At 73.3% G+C, this 18,522-nt stretch carries 18 protein-coding genes; 13 read left to right on the plus strand and 5 right to left on the minus strand.

The features are described from left to right. Position 1 precedes the first annotated feature (1 nt). The gene (resB, locus tag AC1DPN_RS02795) at positions 2-1,693 is read left to right on the plus strand and encodes a cytochrome c biogenesis protein ResB (protein ID WP_477083193.1); all 1,692 of its coding nucleotides are present in this window, start codon (positions 2-4) and stop codon (positions 1,691-1,693) included. Then, complete coding sequence (gene ccsB, locus AC1DPN_RS02800) at positions 1,690-2,682, plus strand: c-type cytochrome biogenesis protein CcsB (RefSeq protein ID WP_477083194.1); 993 nt, start codon at positions 1,690-1,692, stop codon at positions 2,680-2,682. Before resB ends, ccsB begins: the two co-directional genes overlap by 4 nt. Here ccsB and AC1DPN_RS02805 read toward each other — a convergent pair. Beyond that, positions 2,667-3,002 (minus strand): PLD nuclease N-terminal domain-containing protein, encoded by a 336-nt coding sequence (locus tag AC1DPN_RS02805; RefSeq protein WP_477083195.1) that lies wholly within the window; start codon positions 3,000-3,002, stop codon positions 2,667-2,669. The two genes, ccsB and AC1DPN_RS02805, sit on opposite strands and share 16 nt — an antisense overlap. A gap of 73 nt (positions 3,003-3,075) precedes the next feature. Here AC1DPN_RS02805 and AC1DPN_RS02810 point away from each other — a divergent pair, with 73 nt between their 5' ends. Further along, positions 3,076-3,336 (plus strand): DUF4229 domain-containing protein, encoded by a 261-nt coding sequence (locus tag AC1DPN_RS02810; protein ID WP_477083196.1) that lies wholly within the window; start codon positions 3,076-3,078, stop codon positions 3,334-3,336. Here AC1DPN_RS02810 and AC1DPN_RS02815 read toward each other — a convergent pair. Both AC1DPN_RS02815 and menE read right to left on the minus strand, forming a co-directional pair. Then, positions 3,333-4,205: a 1,4-dihydroxy-2-naphthoate polyprenyltransferase gene (locus AC1DPN_RS02815; protein WP_477083197.1), complete on the minus strand. Its 873-nt coding sequence runs from the start codon at positions 4,203-4,205 to the stop codon at positions 3,333-3,335. The two genes, AC1DPN_RS02810 and AC1DPN_RS02815, sit on opposite strands and share 4 nt — an antisense overlap. Before the next feature lie 16 nt (positions 4,206-4,221). Continuing rightward, positions 4,222-5,319, minus strand: coding sequence for an o-succinylbenzoate--CoA ligase (gene menE, locus AC1DPN_RS02820; protein WP_477083198.1), 1,098 nt, complete (start codon positions 5,317-5,319; stop codon positions 4,222-4,224). Between the two features lie 89 nt (positions 5,320-5,408). Between menE and AC1DPN_RS02825 the strand changes: the two genes are divergently transcribed. The 3 genes from AC1DPN_RS02825 (at position 5,409) to AC1DPN_RS02835 (ending at position 7,882) form a co-directional block, all read left to right on the plus strand. Then, positions 5,409-6,500, plus strand: a complete 1,092-nt coding sequence (locus tag AC1DPN_RS02825; RefSeq protein ID WP_477083199.1) for a DUF3048 domain-containing protein — start codon at positions 5,409-5,411, stop codon at positions 6,498-6,500. A 70-nt stretch (positions 6,501-6,570) separates the two neighbouring features. Next, positions 6,571-7,632: a DUF3048 domain-containing protein gene (locus AC1DPN_RS02830; protein WP_477083200.1), complete on the plus strand. Its 1,062-nt coding sequence runs from the start codon at positions 6,571-6,573 to the stop codon at positions 7,630-7,632. Positions 7,633-7,717: 85 nt separating this feature from the next. Next, entirely contained in the window at positions 7,718-7,882 is a 165-nt protein-coding gene (locus tag AC1DPN_RS02835) for a hypothetical protein (protein ID WP_477083201.1), read from the plus strand. Positions 7,883-7,889: 7 nt separating this feature from the next. Here AC1DPN_RS02835 and AC1DPN_RS02840 read toward each other — a convergent pair whose 3' ends face one another. Further along, positions 7,890-8,852, minus strand: coding sequence for a 1,4-dihydroxy-2-naphthoyl-CoA synthase (locus AC1DPN_RS02840; protein ID WP_477083202.1), 963 nt, complete (start codon positions 8,850-8,852; stop codon positions 7,890-7,892). Positions 8,853-8,988: 136 nt separating this feature from the next. Between AC1DPN_RS02840 and AC1DPN_RS02845 the strand changes: the two genes are divergently transcribed. From AC1DPN_RS02845 to AC1DPN_RS02865, 5 genes are all read left to right on the plus strand, one after another. After that, positions 8,989-9,312 carry a DMT family transporter gene (locus tag AC1DPN_RS02845; protein WP_477083203.1) on the plus strand — a complete coding sequence of 108 codons (324 nt, stop codon included), beginning with the start codon at positions 8,989-8,991 and terminating at the stop codon, positions 9,310-9,312. After that, positions 9,312-9,875: a TetR/AcrR family transcriptional regulator gene (locus AC1DPN_RS02850; protein ID WP_477083204.1), complete on the plus strand. Its 564-nt coding sequence runs from the start codon at positions 9,312-9,314 to the stop codon at positions 9,873-9,875. Before AC1DPN_RS02845 ends, AC1DPN_RS02850 begins: the two co-directional genes overlap by 1 nt. 9 nt (positions 9,876-9,884) lie before the next feature. Then, positions 9,885-10,835: an o-succinylbenzoate synthase gene (locus AC1DPN_RS02855; RefSeq protein ID WP_477083205.1), complete on the plus strand. Its 951-nt coding sequence runs from the start codon at positions 9,885-9,887 to the stop codon at positions 10,833-10,835. Continuing rightward, positions 10,835-12,628, plus strand: coding sequence for a 2-succinyl-5-enolpyruvyl-6-hydroxy-3-cyclohexene-1-carboxylic-acid synthase (gene menD / locus AC1DPN_RS02860; RefSeq protein ID WP_477083843.1), 1,794 nt, complete (start codon positions 10,835-10,837; stop codon positions 12,626-12,628). Before AC1DPN_RS02855 ends, menD begins: the two co-directional genes overlap by 1 nt. A gap of 108 nt (positions 12,629-12,736) precedes the next feature. Further along, complete coding sequence (locus tag AC1DPN_RS02865) at positions 12,737-14,497, plus strand: S1C family serine protease (RefSeq protein ID WP_477083206.1); 1,761 nt, start codon at positions 12,737-12,739, stop codon at positions 14,495-14,497. 245 nt (positions 14,498-14,742) lie between these two features. Here the strand turns inward: AC1DPN_RS02865 and AC1DPN_RS02870 are convergent, their stop codons facing one another. Continuing rightward, a complete protein-coding gene (locus AC1DPN_RS02870; RefSeq protein ID WP_477083207.1) occupies positions 14,743-16,080 on the minus strand; it encodes an isochorismate synthase in 1,338 nt (445 codons plus the stop codon). A gap of 129 nt (positions 16,081-16,209) precedes the next feature. Between AC1DPN_RS02870 and AC1DPN_RS02875 the strand changes: the two genes are divergently transcribed. Both AC1DPN_RS02875 and AC1DPN_RS02880 read left to right on the plus strand, forming a co-directional pair. Continuing rightward, complete coding sequence (locus AC1DPN_RS02875; protein ID WP_477083208.1) at positions 16,210-16,905, plus strand: demethylmenaquinone methyltransferase; 696 nt, start codon at positions 16,210-16,212, stop codon at positions 16,903-16,905. Between the two features lie 318 nt (positions 16,906-17,223). Beyond that, complete coding sequence (locus AC1DPN_RS02880) at positions 17,224-18,498, plus strand: geranylgeranyl reductase family protein (RefSeq protein ID WP_477083209.1); 1,275 nt, start codon at positions 17,224-17,226, stop codon at positions 18,496-18,498. Positions 18,499-18,522: the final 24 nt, after the last annotated feature.

The raw sequence follows: 18,522 nt of genomic DNA on the forward strand, positions 1-18,522 counted from the left end.
CATGAGCCAGTACCGCCCCGAGGGCATCTCCGACGTGTTCACCGAGCCCACCGAGGCCCCGGAGAGCCCGAAGCCCGTGGTCCAGGGCATCGGGCTGACCGGCTGGTTGCGCTGGGCCTGGCGGCAGCTCACCAGCATGCGGGTCGCGCTCCTGCTGCTCATGCTGCTCGCGGTCGCCGCGGTACCCGGCACGGTGTGGCCGCAGCGGGCGCAGAGCCCCGAGAAGGTCGTCGCCTATCTCACGGACCACCCGACGCTCGGACCGGTGCTCGACCGCATCGGCGCCTTCAACGTCTACTCGTCGGTCTGGTTCAGCGCGGTGTACCTGCTGCTGTTCGTCTCGCTGGTCGGCTGCATCCTGCCGCGCACCAAGGTGCACCTGGCGGGTGTGCGCGGACGGCCGCCGCGCGCGCCACGCCGGTTCGGCCGGTTCCCCGCGCAGGGCGAGGGGACGTCCGACGAGACGCCCGAGCACCTCTCCCAGCGGGCCGTCACCGTGCTGCGCCGGGGCTGGCGGCTGCTGCCGTTCGTGCCGACCTACCGGGTCGAGGCCCGCGACGAGGGCGACGGCACGTGGTCGGTCGCGGGGGAGCGCGGCTACCTGCGGGAGACCGGCAACCTCGTGTTCCACCTGGCCCTCGTCGGCCTGCTGATCTCGGTGGCGACCGGCCAGGTGCTGCACTACCGCGGGCAGATGATCGTGGTGCAGGGCACCGGGTTCGCCAACTCGCAGGGCGCGTACGACACGTTCGAGCGTGGAACCGCGTACTCGCCGACGAGCCTGGTCCCCTTCACGCTCACGCTCGACGACTTCGAGTCCCGGTTCGACCCCGAGACGCTCGCGTCGCGCGACTTCACGGCGCACGTCACGCTGACGGAGCCCGGCGAGGAGCCCGCGGCCGAGACGATCAAGGTGAACCACCCGCTCGACGCGGGCGGCGCGAAGGTCTACCTGCAGGGCAACGGCTACGCGCCCGACATCTCGATCCACGACGCGTCGGGCGCCCTGGTCAGCGACGGTCCGACGCCGTTCCTGCCGCAGGACCAGGTGTACACGTCGAAGGGCGTGATCAAGGTCCCCGACGTCACCGGCGACCAGGACCAGATCGGGCTGGTCGGCTTCCTGCTGCCGACGAAGCAGACCATCCAGACCGCCAACGGCCCGGCCTACGTGTCGCAGTTCCCCGAGCCGAACGACCCCGTCCTCGTGCTGAACGTCTGGAAGGGCAACCTCGGCCTCGACACCGGCGTCCCGCAGAACGTGTACGAGCTCGACGAGGCGCGCATGACCCAGGTCAAGGACGCCGACGGTGACCCCGTGATCCTCGTCGTCAAGCCCGGCGAGACGGTTGAGCTGCCCGACGGCCTGGGCACGCTCACGTTCAACGGGATCGAGCGGTTCGTGGCGCTCGACCTGCGGCACGACCCCGCCCTGGTGTTCGTGCTGGTGTTCGCGCTGCTCGCGTTCGCCGGCCTCGCGACGTCGCTGTTCGCGCCTCGTCGGCGCGTCTGGCTGCGCTTCGCGCCTGCCGCGCCGGAGGGCGACGCCGCTGGCGCCGGCCGTACAGTGGTGACCGCCGCGGCACTGGCGCGCGGCGACGACGTCGGGCTCCAGCCCGAGCTGGACAGGGTGCTCGCGGCGACGCTGGCAGACGCACCGGGCAACGCACCCGATACGGAGGGCACACCATGAACACCGGCGACCTGAGCACGCTGCTGGTATGGGCCGCCGCGACCGCGTTCACCATCGCGCTCGTCGCGTACTCGGTGGACCTCGCGCGCATCGCCGAGCGCTCGCAGCGCGTCAAGCAGGAACCCGCCCTCGTCGGTGCGGGCGCGCCCGTCTCGGCGACCGCCGGGTCGACCGACCAGCGCGCCGCCAGCCGCTCGGTGCGGGCCGAGGGGATCGCGCGCTCGACGCACGTCGTCGGGATCGCGCTGCTGCTCGCGGGCATCGTGCTGCGCGGTGTCGCGGCGGGACGCTGGCCGACCGCGAACATGTACGAGTTCACGCTCGTCGCGGTGTTCTGGGCGACGCTGATCCTGGCCGTCGTCCAACGCCGCCGGATCATCGCGTTCTTGTCCGTCGTCGTCATGGGCCTGTCCGTCGTCGCTCTCGTCGTGGCGCTGAACTGGTTCTACATCCAGGCCGACGAGGTCCAGCCCGCCCTGCAGAGCTACTGGCTGGTCCTGCACGTCGGCGTCGCCATCGCCGCGACCGGCATTTTCACGGTGGCGTTCGGCACGTCGGTCCTCCAGGTGCTCAAGAGCTTCAGGGAGGAAGGGTCTCTCGCGGGTGCCGTCGAGAACCCGAACGCCGTGCGTCGCGCGCTCACCGGCCGGCGGTTCACCTGGCTCGAGCAGGTCCCCACCGGGCGCGACCTCGAGGCGATGTCCTTCCGGCTCAACTCGGTCGCGTTCATCCTGTGGACCTTCACGCTCATCGGCGGCGCCGTCTGGGCGGAGCACGCGTGGGGCCGGTACTGGGGCTGGGACCCCAAGGAGGTCGGCACGTTCGTCGCCTGGGTCGTCTACGCGGCCTACCTGCACGCGCGCACGACGCGTGGCTGGAGCGGGCGCCGGGCGTCGTACTTCGTGTTCGTCGGCTACGCCGTGGTGCTCATGAACTTCACCGTGGTGAACCTCGTGGTCACCGGCAAGCACTCCTACTCGGGGCTCTGACCCGAGCTGCTGCCGCCGTTCTTGTCGCGGCGCCTCTGCTCGTCCAGCCGCCGCAGGAACTCCGGGTCGTCGTCGGGTGCCGACGAGCGCAGCCGCTCGGGGCGGCTCGTCGGCTGTGTGCCCGAGAGGTCGGCGTAGGTGGTCCGGCGTGACCAGCGGACCGCGAGCCAGGCGAGCGGCCCGAACAGGGGCACGAAGAGCACGACCAGGATCCAGAGCAGCGGGTGCACGCCGAGCCGCTCGTCGCGCGTGCTGCGCAGGATGTCGAAGAGGCAGTAGATCGCCAGGCCGATGATCGCCAGGACGACGAGGTTGCGCATCCCGTCAGCCTAGACGCCCGGGCGCGCGGTCGCGGGGGCTGGTCAGTCGGCGCAGCGGCCTACCCTGGTACCCGTGCCTGTCGTCGTCTTCTCGCTCCTGCGCCTCGCGCTGTTCGCGGTCTGCTTCGCCCTGCTCTGGTGGGTCGGGATGCGGTCGTGGCTCACGCCCGTGGTCGCGGCTTTCCTGGCCTGGGGCATCTCGTACGCGCTGCTGTCCGGGCCTCGTGACGCCGCCGCGACTTACCTCGCGGACCGGGCGCAGCGCACCCGGCGCTCGGAGGACGACGCGTCGATCGAGGACGCCGCCGACGACGCCGCTCGTCGCGAGCCCTAGAGGGCGAGCCCGATCCCGAGCAGCACGCCGAAGGCCAGCTCGAGCATGCCGGTGAACATGAGCACGGGGACCAGTGCGCGTCCGCGAGCGCCCAGGAGGACCGTCACGGCCAGCGCGACGGACGGGAACAGCAGGAGCAGGACGATCAGGGTCCACGGGTTGGCGAACGCGCACACGATGCCGCCCAGCAGGATCGGCAGCACGACGAGCGCGGCATAGACGCGGCGGGACCGGGACTCGCCCAGTCGCACCGCGAGGGTCCGCTTGCCGACGAGCGCGTCGGTGGGCACGTCGCGCAGGTTGTTGGCCATGAGCAGGGCGCACGCGAGCATCCCGACCGCGACCGCACCGACCCAGGCCGGCCACGACAGCTCGCCCGCCTGCGTATAGGTGGTACCGAGCACGGCGACCAGCCCGAAGAACGTGAACACTCCCACCTCGCCGAGCCCGCGGTACCCGTAGGGCTTGCGCCCGCCGGTGTAGCCCCAGGCTGCAAGGATCGCGGCGGCGCCGACCGCGAGCAGCCACCACTGGCCGGTGAGCCAGACGAGCCACGTGCCGAGGACGGCCGCGACGCCGAACGCGGTGAACGCCGCGGCCTTCACCGAGCCTGGGCTCGCGGTGCCGGACGCCGTCAGGCGCATCGGACCGACGCGGTCGACGTCCGTGCCGCGGATCCCGTCGGAGTAGTCGTTGGCGTAGTTGACGCCCACCTGCAGGGTCAGTGCGACGCCGAGCGCCAGTGCCGCCCGGCCGAGGTCGAACGCACCGAGCTGTGCGGCGGCGCCGCTGCCGACGAAGACCGGCGCGGCGGCGGCGGGCAGCGTGCGCGGTCGAGCGCCCTGCACCCAGTCGCTGGCAGTGGTCACGTGTCGTTCCTCTCGGTCAGGGTCCCTCGAGCAGGGAGCGGGCGAGCTCCGTGGCTGCCCGACGGTCGATCTTGCCTGGCCCGCGCACCGGGAGCGAACTCGTGACCACGAGGTGGCGGGGCGCGTGGGAGGGGCCCAGCCGGTCGGTCACCGCGGCTCGGGCCTGTGCGAGCGTCGGGGCGGCGCCCGGGCGCGGGACGAGGAGAGCGACGACGACCTGCCCCCACTCCTCGTCGGGAAGCCCGACGACGACGACCTCGCCGAACGCTCCCAGCACAGCCTCGACCGCCTGCGGGGAGACCTTGGTGCCGCCCGTGACCAGCACGTCGTCGGCCCGGCCGAGCACCGTCAGCCGGCCGTCGGCCCAGGCACCGAGGTCGGAGGTGCGCATCCAGCGGCGGCCGTCGAGGTGCACGAACGGCTCCTCGATCCCGTCGGCGTAGCCGAGCGCGAGCACCGGGCCGGCCAGCATGATGCGGCCGTCGTCGTCGATCCGGACCTCGACCCCGTCCAGCGGGACGCCGTCGTACACGCAGCCACCGCACGTCTCGGACATGCCGTAGGTGGTGACGACCGCGACGCCTGCCGACCGTGCCCGGTCCAGGACGTCGGGGCCGGTCGCGGCACCACCGACCAGGACCGCGTCGAACGTGCGCAGAGCCTCCGTCCCCGCGCGGTCGTCGAGGAGGCGGACCAGCTGGGTGGGCACCAGCGACGTGTACCGCGGGCCGGTGCCCAGCAGGCTCGTCGTCTCCACGAACGCCGGAGCGCGGAAGGGCCCGTCCGGCACGGCGACCGGCGTCGTGCCGGCCAGCACCGACCGGATCAGCACCTGGAGCCCCGCGACGTGCTGCAGGGGCAGAGCGAGGAGCCACCTCCCTGGACCGGCGAGCCGGTGGGCCGTCGCCGTGGCCGAGGCGCGCAGCGCGGCCGCGGACAGGAGCACGGCGCGGGCGTCGCCGGTCGAGCCCGACGTGCGGACGACGACGGCGACCTCGTCCGCGACGGTGTCGGGTCCGTCGCCCACCGCGGGCCCGGTGCCGTCCAGGGCCGCCGTCAACGCCGGGAGAAGAGCATCGGCGCGCGCGGGGACGTCGCGCAGGGGCCGGCTCACGGGACCAGGGTAGGCCGCGCCCCCGGGGTCCCCGACCGACCCAGGATCCGCCCGTAGAGTGACCGGCGGTCCGACCCGAAGGAGCTCACGTGCGCACTGCCACCACCCGCGTCCGCCGTCTGCCGGTGCTGTTCGTCGCCAGCGCAGCCGTGGCGTCGCTGCTGGCCGCGTGCAGCGGTGGCTCGTCCGACACGCCGTCCCCTCTGCCGGACGTGACGCAACCGGCCGTGATCGAGCCCGCCAAGGCCACCCCGCCGGCGCCCGTCGTGCCCCCGCGCTGGCCCCTGCTCGGCACCGTCCGCGCCGCCGACGCACCCGAGCGCCCCGCTCTCGCGATCAAGATCGAGAACTCCGTCGACGCGCGTCCGCAGACGGGCCTCGACCAGGCCGACAACGTCTGGGAGCAGGTGGTCGAGGGCGGGATCACCCGGTTCGTGGCCGTCTACAACTCCCAGGTGCCCGGCGAGGTCGGCCCGATCCGCTCGGTCCGCCCGATGGACCCGGCGATCACCGCTCCTCTGCACGGTCTCATCGCGTTCTCCGGCGGGCAGGCGGCCTTCGTGCAGGCCCTGAAGGACGCCGGTCTGCAGACGATCAGCATGGACGCCGGTGCCGACGGGTTCTACCGCAAGAAGGGCGTCGGACCCGCGCCGCACAACGTGTACGGGACGCCGCAGACGTTCTGGGACCAGGCCGACGCGAGCCACAGCGCCCCACCGCAGGCCCAGTTCGTGCCTGCCCGGACGGCTGCGGCGGCCACCGCGGTCGTCTCCGGTGCCCCGGCCTCGACCGTCGCGGTGAAGCTCTCGGGCGGCTCGCACCCGACCTGGACGTGGGACGCCGCGACGTCGACCTTCCTGCGCTCCGAGGGCGCCAAGCCCGCGGTCGTGCGCTCGGGCGCCCGCCTGTCTGCGACGAACATCGTGACGCTCAGCGTGCAGCTCATCGACTCCGGCACCATCGACCCGGCCGGAAACCCCGTCCCCGAGACCGTGCTGGACGGGGCCGGCGAGGGGACGCTGTCGACGGGTGGCAAGTTCGTCCCGGTGACGTGGACCAAGACGGCGAAGGACGCGGTGCTGACGATCACGACGGCGGACGGCGCGGTCGCGAAGCTCGCCCCGGGGAACACCTGGATCGAGCTGGTCCCGCGCGGGACCGGTTCGGTCACCATCAGCTGACACGGCAGGCGCTACCCGGCTCGCGGTGCCAACCGTGCGAGTCTGGAGCATGGACACGCGGGGGACGACGATGACGACACGGATGCGCGGGACGGTCGCGCTGCTGGCAGGGGCGATGCTCGCCCTGGCGGCGTGCAGCTCACCGGCGGAACCGGAGCCGACTCCCACGACGGTGACGGCCAGGCCGACGATCACTGCGGACAAGGCTGCTGCGCCCGCACCCGTCGTCGTGGCCACGTGGCCCCTGACCGGCGTGCCCGGGGAGCCGGTGACCCGGCCGGCGCTCGCGGTCAAGATCGAGAACACCGCAGCAGCCCGCCCGCAGACGGGGCTCGAGCAGGCCGACGTGGTCTGGGAGACGATCGTCGAGTTCGAGGTGGCGCGCTTCATGGCCGTGTACCACTCGCAGGTCCCGGCCGAGGTGGGACCGATCCGCTCGGTGCGCCCGATGGACCCCCTGATCGCCACGCCCTTGCACGGCCTCATCGCGTTCTCGGGCGGCCAGCGGGGCATCCTCGACCTCGTCGCTGCCAGTGGCTTGCAGATGCTCAGCCACGACGCCGGCACGCCGGGCTTCTACCGGTCCAACGACCGTCCCGCGCCGCACAACGTCTACGGCACACCGAGCACGTTCTGGAGCCTCGCCGACGCCCAGCACCAGGCGTCGCCCGGTGAGCAGTTCACCTTCGCACGTTCGGCGGACCGTGCTGCTGCGATCGTCGCCGGGACGCCGGCGACGAAGCTGAGCTTCAACCTCTCGGGCGCGTCCCACCCCACCTGGGTCTGGGACGGCAGCACCGGCCGCTGGCTGAGGTTCGAGGGATCGGCCGCCGCGATGGCGCGCAGCGGTTCGCAGCTCTCGGCGGTCAACGTCGTCTCCATCACCGCGGCGCACCCCAACTCCAAGTTCTCTGCCCAGGGCGGTGCGCCCGTGCCGACGTACGAGCTGGTCGGCACGGGTCAGGGCGTGATCGCGACCGGCGGCAAGACGATGCCGATCACGTGGAAGAAGGACGCTCAGGACCAGCCCCTGCGCCTGTTCACGGCGGACGGCGCACCAGCGGACCTCGCACCGGGGAACACCTGGGTCGAGCTCGTCCCGGCCGGGACGGGCTCCCTGACGATCAGCTGACCTCCGCCTCAGGGATGACGCCGCGCCGCACACGCGCGACCCTCGGCCGATGCGCCGGGCCGCCGCGGTGGACGACCGTGGAGGTATGGCAGCTCTCACGGAACAGCAAGCGGAAGCCCGCGAGCACGACACCCGCTCGATCGTTGCGGTCGTCGTCTCCGGGGTCGTCGTCGTCGCGCTCCTGGTGGCCGCGGCCGGCGTGATCGGCGCGCTAGTCGACGTCGCCGGCTGGGCCGCGGGGGCTCAGTAGACGGCGCTCAGTAGGCGTACGGGAAGCCCGACCAGTCCGGCTCGCGGCGCTGCAGGAAGGCGTCGCGGCCCTCGACGGCCTCGTCGGTCATGTACGCGAGCCTGGTCGCCTCGCCCGCGAACACCTGCTGACCTGCCAGCCCGTCGTCGGCGAGGTTGAAGGCGAACTTCAGCATCCGGACGGCCTGCGGCGACTTGGTCGCGATGATCCGCGCGTACTCGATCCCCGCCTCCTCCAGGTCGGCGTGGTCGACGACGTCGTTGACCGCCCCCCACGCCAGCGCCTGCTCGGCGGAGTACTCCCGCGCCAGGAAGAAGATCTCCCGTGCCCGCTTCTGCCCGACCTGACGGGCCAGCAGAGCGGAGCCGTACCCACCGTCGAACGAGCCGACGTTCGCGTCGGTCTGCATGAACCGCGCGTGCTCCCGGCTCGCGATCGACAGGTCCGCGACGACGTGCAGCGAGTGCCCACCGCCGGCCGCCCAGCCGTTCACCAGGGCGACGACGACCTTGGGCATGGTCCGGATGAGGCGCTGCACCTCGAGGATGTGCAGCCTGCCCGCCCGTGCCGGGTCGATCTCGGCAGCCGTGTCGCCCTCGGCGTACCGGTAGCCGTCGCGGCCACGGATGCGCTGGTCGCCGCCGGAGCAGAACGACCAGACGCCGTCCTTGGGCGCGGGGCCGTTACCGGTCAGCAGGACGGTTCCCACGGACGACGTGGTGCGGGCGTGGTCGAGGACCCGGTACAGCTCGTCGACGGTGTGCGGTCGGAACGCGTTGCGCACCTCGGGCCGGTGGAACGCGACGCGCACCACCGGGAGGTCGCGCTGCTCCGCGCCGTCCGCAGCCTGTTCCGGGGTGGGCCGGGCGACGCCGCGGTGGTACGTGAGGTCAGTGAGGTCCTCGAACCCGTCGACGGTCCGCCAACGGGTGGGGTCGAAGGTGTCGCTGACGGATGCGGGAAGAGTCACGACGCCCACCCTAACTGTTTGGTACACTCGTACCAGAACGTGCGCGGGACGGCGGGGACTGCCACCCGGCGCGCACGATTCCAGCCGCCGTCGGATGCTCGGTTCGTCCGTCCTGGCGGCACGAAGGTGGATCACCATGGCGTGGATCGTTCTCATCGTGTCCGGCATGCTCGAGGCGGGCTGGGCCCTGAGCCTCAAGGCCTCCGACGGCTTCACCAAGCTGTGGCCGAGCGTCGCGTTCGTCCTGCTGCTCGTCGGCTCCATGGGAGGGCTCGCCTGGGCCTTGAAGACCTTGCCCGTCGGCGTTGCGTACGGGGTCTGGGTCGGGATCGGCGCAGCACTGACGGCCGTGCTGGCGATCGTGTTCTTCGGGGAGTCGGTCTCGGTCCTGAAGATCGTCTCGCTCGTCCTCATCGTCGCCGGGGTGGTCGGGCTCAACCTGTCCGGCGGCGGGCACTGATGCCGGGCGCGACGGGCAAGGGGGCACGCCGTCGCGCAGAGCTGGCCCGCGCCGCTGCGGCGCTCCTGCTGCGCGAGGGGCCGGGCGCGCTGACCCACCGACGCGTCGCGCTCGAGGCGGGGGCGTCGGTCTCCGCCACGACGTACTACTTCGGGACGCTCGAGGACCTCGCGGTCGCTGCGGGCGGAGCCATGGTGCAGGCATGGGCCGCGCACGCCCGTGCGGCCGTGCACGACGGTCAACGCGTCGCCGACGACCCGCGTGCCGCAGCGGTCCTCGTCGCCGACGCGATCCTGCCGCCGGGTGAGGACGCCGAGATCCGGAGCCACTACGAGCACCTGCTCGCCGCGGGCCGGCAAGCGGCTCTCGCCGAGGCGTTCGCGGCAGGGCGGGCGGAGGTCGACGCGGCGGTGGAGCAGCTCGTGCAGCTCGTGGGTGCCCCGACGAGCGCCGCCCTGACCGTCGCGCTCGTCGACGGTGCCGTCGTCAGCGCGCTGACCGAGCGTCGGTCGGTGCGCCGCACGGCCTACGCCGTGCTCGTGGCGGCCTGGCGCCGGCCCTAGGGTTGAGGCATGCCCGCTGACCTGCACGTCTGGGCCGTCCCGCTGCGGACCAGGTTCCGCGGGCTGACGGTGCGCGACGGCGTGCTGGTGCGCGGAGACGCGGGCTGGGGTGAGTTCAGCCCGTTCTGGGACTACGACGAGCAGGAGTCGCTCGCCTGGTGGCGGGCGGCCCGCGAGGCCGCCGACCAGGGCTGGCCGGAGCCCGTGCGGGACCAGGTCCCCGTCAACGTCACCATCCCGGCCGTGGACGCCGAGACGGCTCACCGACTCGTGCTCGCGTCCGGCGGGTGCAGGACGGCGAAGGTCAAGGTCGCCGAGCCCGGGCAGTCGTTGTCCGACGAGATGGCGCGGCTCGAGGCCGTGCGCGACGCGCTCGGACCGAGCGGAGCGATCCGTGTCGACGCCAACGCCGCCTGGGACGTCGACACAGCCGTGGCGCGCCTGTTCGTGCTCGATCGCGCGGCGGGCGGCCTGGAGTACGCGGAGCAGCCGGTGCCGTCGGTCGACGACCTCGCGGTGCTGCGCCGGCGCACGCACGTGCCGATCGCGGCCGACGAGTCGATCCGTCGGGCGCAGGACCCGCTCGCGGTGGCGCGGGCCGGTGCCGCGGACGTCGTCGTGCTGAAGGTCCAGCCGCTGGGTGGGGTGCGCGCCTGCCTCGACCTCGCCGAGGCGATCGGGCTGCCGGTCGTCGTGTCGAGCGCCCTGGAGTCGTCGGTCGGGCTCGCGGCGGGGATCGCGCTAGCCGCCGCCCTGCCGGAGCTCCCATACGCGTGCGGGCTCGCCACGGCCCAGCTGTTCACAGCCGACCTGGTCGCCGAGCCGCTCCTGCCCGTCGGCGGCGCCATCGCCGTCCGTCGACCCGTGCCCGACGCCGCGCTGCTCGAGGCCGCCGCCGCGCCCCCGGACCTTGTCGACAGGTGGCACCGTCGGATCGCCGCCGTCCAGGCTCAGGCATGATGGCGGACGTGACGACGACGTACCCGGCCACCGAGTCCGCCCGGGTCCTGGTCCAGGCGCTCGCCGCCCTCGGGGTCGAGGACGTCGTGCTCGCCCCGGGCTCCCGGAGCGCGCCGCTGGCCTACGCGCTGGCGGACGCGGCCCGCCCCGACCGACCCGACGGCGCCCCCGCCCTGCGCCTGCACGTCCGCGTCGACGAGCGCTCGGCGGCGTTCGTGGCCCTCGGTCTGGCGCGGGCCTCGGGGTTCGGGCCGGACGGAGCGCCGGTGCCGCCGCGGCCGGTCGCGGTCGTCACCACGTCGGGCACCGCCGTCGCGAACCTGCACCCCGCCGTCCTCGAGGCGCACCACAGCGGTCTGCCGCTCCTGCTGATCACGGCCGACCGCCCGCACGAGCTGCGCGGGACGGGCGCCAACCAGACGACCGAGCAGGTCGGCCTGTTCGGCTCGGCCGTCCGGCTCGGCCTGGACGTCCCGGCCCCCGTCGGGCTCGCATCTGAGGCGCGCGACGTGCGCAGGACCGTCGCTCGCGCGATCGCGGCCGCGACGGGTGCGCGCACGGGCGACCCCGGCCCGGTGCATCTCAACCTGGCGTTCCGCGAGCCGCTCGTTCCGGGAGCTGCAGGCTGGCCCGCGCGGTCGACCGAGGGCCTGGCCCACGTCCAGTCGCGACCGGTCCCGGCGCTCCCACCTGCAGCCGAGCAGTCGGCCGGTGCGCGGCGCGGCGGTGCGCCGACCGTCGTGGTGGCCGGCGACGGCGCGGGACCGCTCGCACGACGCCTCGCCGAGGCCAACGGCTGGCCGCTCCTCGCGGAGCCGTCGTCGGGTGCCCGTGGCGGCTCGAACGCGGTGGCCGCGTACGTGCACCTGCTCGCACACCCGATGCTCGGCGGCTCCGTGCGCCGGGTCGTCCTGCTGGGCCGGCCGACGCTGGCCCGTCCCGTGCAGGCGCTGCTCGGGCGCTCGGACGTCGAGGTGCTGGTCATCTCGCCTCGCGGTGTCGACTGGCCCGACGCGCCGCGCACCGCGAGCGAGGTGCTGCAGGACGCCCCTGCGCGCATGCGCAACGGCCGGATGCGCGCGCCGGAGGGGTGGCTCCAGGCCTGGCTGGCCGCGGACAAGGCCGCCGAGGCGGCTGTGGACACGGTCCTCGAGGGGGACGACGTGGGGCGCCGCTCGCGCAGCGGGACGCGGGTCACGGGTCCCGCCCTGGCGCGTGCCGTCGCCCAGGTCAGCGCGCCTGACGACGTGCTCGTGCTCGGGTCGTCGAACCCGGTGCGGGACCTCGACCTCGTGGCCCGCTGGTCGGCGCCGCCGCTCGTCGTGGCCAACCGCGGGCTCGCCGGGATCGACGGCACGGTGTCGACCGCTGTCGGCGTCGCGCTCGGCCTGCCGGACCGCCGCGTCCGAGCACTGCTGGGCGACCTGACGTTCTTGCACGACGTCGGCGGGCTGTTGCGCGGGCCGCTCGAGCAGACGCCGCACCTGCAGCTGATCGTCGCGAACGACGACGGCGGCTCGATCTTCGCGACGCTCGAACCGGGCGCGCCCGAGCGTGCGGACGTGTTCGAGCGCGTCTTCGCCACGCCGCACGGCGCCGACATCGCCGCCCTGTGCGCCGGCTACGGCGTCCGGCACACGCGCGTCGGGGACGTCGACGGGCTGCTGCCGGCGCTCGCCGCGCCGGGACCGGGGCTCAGCGTCGTGGAGGTCCGGGTGGACCGGACCGGCCGCCGGGCGCTCGGCGAGCGGCTCGCCGCCGAGGTGGCGAGCGCCGTGGACGGAGCCCTCTAGGACCGAGGTCCTAGATGCATGCGAAACTCGCAGGCAATTCCCAGGTTCTGCGAAGGGAGCCTTCAGCGCGGCCCGGTGTAGTGGTACTCGACCAAGGAGGCCACAGACATGACCAGCACCCCGGACCAGGGCGCCAACGCAGGCGACCAGCACCCGCAGGACCAGCAGACCGAGCCGATCGCTCCGGTCGCGCCGACCCAGCCGCTTCCGCCTGTCCAGGCGACGCAGCCGCTGCCGGTCGCTCCCGCGGCCCACCCGACGAACCCCTTCACGCCGCCGCACCCCGCGGCGCCCGCCGACCAGCGCGCTGCGTACGAGGCGGCCCAGGCAGCAGCAGCCGCCGCCGCGCAGGCCGAGGCCGTCCGCCGTGCCCAGTGGGACGCCGCCCAGCGTGCCGCGGTGCAGGACCCGGCACTCATGCAGCAGCAGCCGGTCGTGCACCAGTCGGCGCCGTACCAGGTCGCGCCGCAGGCTGCACCGGGGCAGTACGCGCAGCAGCCGTACGCGCCTCAGGGTCAGATCCCGACGCAGTCCCCGCAGGTCCCGACGCAGCGCAAGCGCCGCACGTGGATCCCGGTGACGTCCGCCGCCGCAGCCGCCGCGATCATCGCCGCGATCGCCACCGCGGGCGTCTCGCACACGCTCTCCTCCGACGACGCGAGCGGGAGCGGTCGCCCCGCGTCGCTCGCCACGGTCGGCCAGGACAGCAACGACACCGTCCCGGTCTCGGGCTCCTCGTCGGAGAACCCCGACTGGCAGGCCGTCTCCAAGGCCGTGCAGGCCTCGGTCGTCGCCATCCAGGTGACCATCGGCGGCGGCAGCAGCGGCGCCGAGGGGTCCGGCGTGATCATCGACGACGCCGGGCACATCGTGACGAACAACCACGTCGTGGCGGACGCCGACGCGGACAGCATCGAGGTCTCGCTCAACGACGGTCGCATCTTCAAGGCCACCGTCGTCGGTACGGACGCGACCACGGACCTCGCGGTCATCAAGCTCACCGACCCGCCGAAGGACCTCAAGGCCGCGGCCCTGGGCGACTCCTCGAAGGTCGTCGTCGGGCAGCCGGTCATGGCCGTGGGCAACCCGCTCGGCCTGGCCAGCACCGTGACCACCGGCATCGTCTCGGCCGTCGACCGCCCGGTCTCGACCTCGGGCGAGAACAGCAGCGAGGCCGCCGTCACGAGCGCCATCCAGATCGACGCCGCGGTGAACCCCGGGAACTCGGGCGGGCCGCTGTTCGACGCGTCCGGCCGCGTGATCGGCATCAACTCCTCGATCGCGACGCTGTCGCAGGAGTCCGGCTCGATCGGCCTCGGCTTCGCCATCCCGGTCGACCTGGTCAAGAACATCGCAGCCCAGCTCATCGACGACGGCACCGCCGAGCACGCCTTCCTGGGCGTCTCCCTCTCGGACGGCACCGCCACCGCCGACGGCGTGACCCGCCGTGGCGCGCTCGTCCAGTCGGTCAGCGACGGCTCGCCGGCCGCCAAGGCGAGCATCAAGGAGCAGGACACGATCGTCGCGATCGACGGCAAGGCCGTGGCCGGCTCCGAGTCGCTCACCGCAGCCGTCCGGGCGCTCCCGGCCGACACGAAGGTCACCCTGACGGTCGTCCGTGACGGCAAGACGTCGGAGATCGACGTGACGCTCGCGGTCCGTCCCGAGGCCGCTGCCTCGAACGACAACGGCAGCCAGCAGGCGCCCGACGAGCAGGCTCCTGACGAGCAGGCTCCCGACCAGCAGGCGCCCGACCAGGGCCAGCAGGGCGACGGCAGCGACCAGGGCGGCGCCAACAGCCTCCCGAACGGCATGAGCCCCGAGGACCTGTGGAAGTGGTTCCAGAGCCAGCAGGACGGCGCAGGCTGACCGACCGCACTGCCCGGCAGTCTTCCTGACGGCCGGCGGCCGCCGGTCCTCGTACCCCCCATCGAGGATCCGGCCGCCGGCTCTGGGCAGGTCATCGTCCTGCCCGGACGGCTGCGGCTCACACCCCTTGAGCCGCGCCCCCGTGGTCCGTCCCCGGACCGCAGCCAGTCCCGGACCGCGCACCCGCGGTTCGGGACTTCGGCATTCCTGCTGGGGCGTCGCGCCGGGCTCTTGCCGACGAGAGGTCAGGCGGGCAGTGCGTCCCGGCCCAGCGCGTGGCGCATCGGCTCGAGCTTGGCCTCGGACTCGGCCAGCTCGGCCGCCGGGTCGGACGCCGCGACGATCCCGCACCCCGCGAACAGCCGGACGCGTCGGGGGTCGTCGGCGTCGACGTGCGCCGAGCGCAGCGCGATGCCCCACTCGCCGTCGCCGTCGGCACCGAACCAGCCGACGGGGCCGGCGTAGCGTGCGCGGTCCATCCCCTCGATGCTGCGGATCAGCTCGCGTGCAGCGACGGTCGGCGTCCCGCAGACGGCGGCCGTCGGGTGCAGTGCCGCGGCGAGGGCGAGCGACGACGGGTGTGCGCCCTCGGTGGGCGCGAGCACGCCGGTGACGTCGGAGGCCAGGTGCAGGACGTTGGGCAGGTGCAGCACGAAGGGCACGTCGGGCACGTTGGTCGACGAGCAGAACGGCCCGAGCGCGTCCGCGACCGACTGCACCGCGTACTCGTGCTCCTCGAGGTCCTTCGACGAGTGCGCGAGGATCGCGGCGCGGGCCACGTCGGCGTCGTCGTCGCCGGTGCGCCGGATGGTGCCCGCGAGCACGCGCGACGTGACGAGGCCCTTCTCGGAGCGGACCAGCAGCTCGGGCGTCGCCCCGACCAGCCCGTCGACGCTGAACGTCCAGCACGACTCGTACTCGTCGGCGAGCCTGTCGAGCGCCCACCGCACGTCGACGGGGTGCTCGGCCTGGGCGTGGACGTCGCGGGCGAGCACGACCTTCTCCACCTCGCCCGCGCGGATGGCGGCGATGCCGCGCGCGACCACGTCACGCCAGGCGCCCGCCTCGTCCTCCGCGTAGGTCACCGTGCCGGGGTCGGTCGGCGGGACGCGCGCCCCCATGACGTCGCTGAGCCTGGGTACCCGCCCGAGGCGAGCGCCCGAGGTGATCGTGGTCAACCACGTCGTCCCGCCGCGTCGGCCGACGACGACGCTCGGCACGACGACGACACCGCCCGCCGGTGAGTCGTCGTCGAAGGCGAACGAGCCGAACGCGACCGGGCCGGAGCCGGGCACCTGCACCTCGTCGCGCACGATCGCGTGCGTCAGCAGCTCCTGCCAGGCGCGCTCGGCGTCGGCGAACCGGGACGCTCCGCCCACCTCGACCCGCAGCGTCTCGCCCCACGCGACCAGGCCGTCCCCGCGACGGACCCAGGCCAGGGGTGCGCCGGTCGAGGGGAGCAGGTCCAGGAGGTCGCGCGCGGAGTGCCGGTCGGCGAGGTTCTCGAGAGCGACGGAGCGCACCACGAGCGGGTGGGGGACCGGGCTCCCCGTCGGCGCAGGGGCGGTGGGCAGCTGGCTCATCGGCTCCAGCGTAAGCCTCGGGGCGGGTGGCGCCCGTCAAGCCCTCAGGCCCTCCTCAGAACGCCCTCGATCCGTCCGCCGTCTGCGGTCGGTTCGTTCCCTGCGCAGCCGACCTGCGACGATAGGAGCATGCCGCGCGCCAGCCTCGAGAAGGACCCGCACGACGTCGCCGAGATGTTCGACGCCGTGGCCGCCCGCTACGACCGCACCAACGACGTGCTGTCGCTCGGGCAGGACCGGGCCTGGCGGCGCGCCACGATCAAGGCCGTCGACGCCCAGCCCGGCCAGACGGTGCTCGACCTGGCGGCGGGCACGGGGACCTCGTCGGAACCCATGGCGGACGCCGGGGTGCGCGTGGTCGCGTGCGACCTGTCGGTCGGCATGCTCGAGGTGGGCAAGCGCCGCCGGCCCGACCTCGCGTTCGTGGCCGGGGACGCGCTGCACCTGCCCTTCGCCGACGAGTCCTTCGACGCGGTCACCATGTCGTTCGGGCTGCGGAACGTGAACGACGTCGAGAGCGCCCTGGACGAGCTGTACCGCGTGACCAAGCCCGGCGGCCGGCTCGTGGTCTGCGAGTTCTCACGGCCCACGTTCGCGCCGTTCCGCACGATCTACACCAACTACCTCATGCGGGCGCTGCCGCCCGTCGCGCGGGCCGTCTCCAAGGAGCCCGACGCCTACGTCTACCTCGCCGAGTCGATCCGCGAGTGGCCCGACCAGGCGGCCCTCGGCCAGCTCATCAAGGGCACGGGCTGGAGCCAGGTCGCCTACCGCAACCTGACCGGCGGCGTCGTCGCGCTGCACCGCGCCACCCGCCCGGCCTGACGAACCGGGCCACGCCGGACGCGCGCGCGGCCTGTCTCCCGCTCCCGGCCGGTGCCGCGAGGAACGACGAATGCTGGGTGCTGTCGCCCGTCGGGGTGAACAATGGGGTCGCGACGCCACTCCGCGAGGCCGTTCTCGGCCGACGAGGGCGTCGCGCGCCGGGTGTTCACCAGGGTGTCTCCCAGCAGATCAGGCACCGTTCCACACCTGCTCGGCGCACGTGGACCGCAAGTAAGTCATGCCTTCGCAGACAGTGTTTCTGGCCGTGGTTACACTCGCCGAGTCAGTACGTGAACAGCGTCACAAGTGGGGTCACTGGTGGTGGATGCAACGAACGATGACGCCGACGTCATCGTCGTGGGCGCGGGCCCGGCCGGGTCCGCAGCCGCATTCCACTGTGCCTCCGCGGGCCTGGACGTCCTCCTCCTGGAGAAGTCCGAGTTCCCCCGCGACAAGATCTGCGGCGACGGCCTGACACCCCGCGCGGTCGCCGAGCTCGTGCGCATGGGACTGCCCATCCGCGAGCAGGACGGCTGGATCCGGAACCGAGGCCTGCGCGTCATCGGCGGTGGTCACCGGCTGGAGCTCGAGTGGCCCGAGCTGTCGAGCTACCCGTCGTACGGGCTGGCAAGGTCGCGGATGTCGTTCGACCAGACGCTGGCCGACCACGCGCGTGCCGCAGGCGCGAAGCTGCAGGAGCGCACGAACGTCACGGGTGCGCTGCGCGACGAGCGCACAGGCAGGGTCGTCGGGGTCACCGCCAAGACCGAGGACGGCGCCGCCACGTACCGCGCGCCGGTCGTCATCGCCGCCGACGGTGTCTCCGCCCGGCTGGCGACAGGCCTGGGCCTGGAGAAGCGCATGGACCGCCCGATGGGTGTCGCGGTCCGCACCTACTTCCGCACCCCACGGCACGACGACGCGTGGATGGAGAGCCACCTCGAGCTCTGGGACGGCGAGCCACGCCGGTCGAACCTGATGCCGGGCTACGGCTGGATCTTCGCGCTCGGCGACGGCACGGCGAACGTGGGGCTCGGGTCGGTCTCCTCGACGGCTGCCGCGACGAAGGTCGACTACAAGTCGCTCTTCGCCAAGTGGATGGCGAACGCGCCGGCCGAGTGGGAGTTCACCCCGGACAACCAGGTGGGCCCGGTGCGCGGTGCCGCGCTGCCGATGGGCTTCAACCGTGGTCCGCTGTACGGCAACGGCCTGGTCCTCGTCGGCGACGCCGCCGGGATGATCAGCCCGTTCAACGGCGAGGGGATCGCGTACGGCCTGCAGGCCGGACGGGTCGCCGCCGACGCGATCGCGCAAGGTCTGGCGCGGGGGACCGCCGCCGGCCGGGAGCGCGCGTTCGCCACCTACGAGCGCCGGATGAAGGACGATCTCGGCGGCTACTACACGCTCGGCCGGGTGTTCGTCCGGCTCATCGAGCACCCGGAGATCATGCGGGTGTGCACGCGGTACGGCCTACCCCGGCCGCTCGTCATGAAGTTCGTCCTGAAGCTCTTGTCCGACTGCTACGAACCCCGCGGTGGTGACCTGGTCGACCGGGTCATCTCTGGACTCAGCCGGCTCGCACCGGCAGCCTGAAACCCTCAAGCCGCCCCCGGCTAC

It is taken from the genome of Cellulomonas sp. P4_H4 (assembly GCF_056400865.1).

Coding starts and splice junctions, on each gene's coding strand:
- resB (WP_477083193.1), top strand. CDS start 2: ATGAGCCAGTACCGCCCCGAGGGCATCTCCGACGTGTTCACCGAGCCC.
- ccsB (WP_477083194.1), top strand. CDS start 1,690: ATGAACACCGGCGACCTGAGCACGCTGCTGGTATGGGCCGCCGCGACC.
- AC1DPN_RS02805 (WP_477083195.1), bottom strand. CDS start 3,002: ATGCGCAACCTCGTCGTCCTGGCGATCATCGGCCTGGCGATCTACTGC.
- AC1DPN_RS02830 (WP_477083200.1), top strand. CDS start 6,571: ATGACGACACGGATGCGCGGGACGGTCGCGCTGCTGGCAGGGGCGATG.
- AC1DPN_RS02835 (WP_477083201.1), top strand. CDS start 7,718: ATGGCAGCTCTCACGGAACAGCAAGCGGAAGCCCGCGAGCACGACACC.
- AC1DPN_RS02845 (WP_477083203.1), top strand. CDS start 8,989: ATGGCGTGGATCGTTCTCATCGTGTCCGGCATGCTCGAGGCGGGCTGG.
- AC1DPN_RS02850 (WP_477083204.1), top strand. CDS start 9,312: ATGCCGGGCGCGACGGGCAAGGGGGCACGCCGTCGCGCAGAGCTGGCC.
- AC1DPN_RS02855 (WP_477083205.1), top strand. CDS start 9,885: ATGCCCGCTGACCTGCACGTCTGGGCCGTCCCGCTGCGGACCAGGTTC.
- menD (WP_477083843.1), top strand. CDS start 10,835: ATGGCGGACGTGACGACGACGTACCCGGCCACCGAGTCCGCCCGGGTC.
- AC1DPN_RS02865 (WP_477083206.1), top strand. CDS start 12,737: ATGACCAGCACCCCGGACCAGGGCGCCAACGCAGGCGACCAGCACCCG.
- AC1DPN_RS02870 (WP_477083207.1), bottom strand. CDS start 16,080: ATGAGCCAGCTGCCCACCGCCCCTGCGCCGACGGGGAGCCCGGTCCCC.
- AC1DPN_RS02875 (WP_477083208.1), top strand. CDS start 16,210: ATGCCGCGCGCCAGCCTCGAGAAGGACCCGCACGACGTCGCCGAGATG.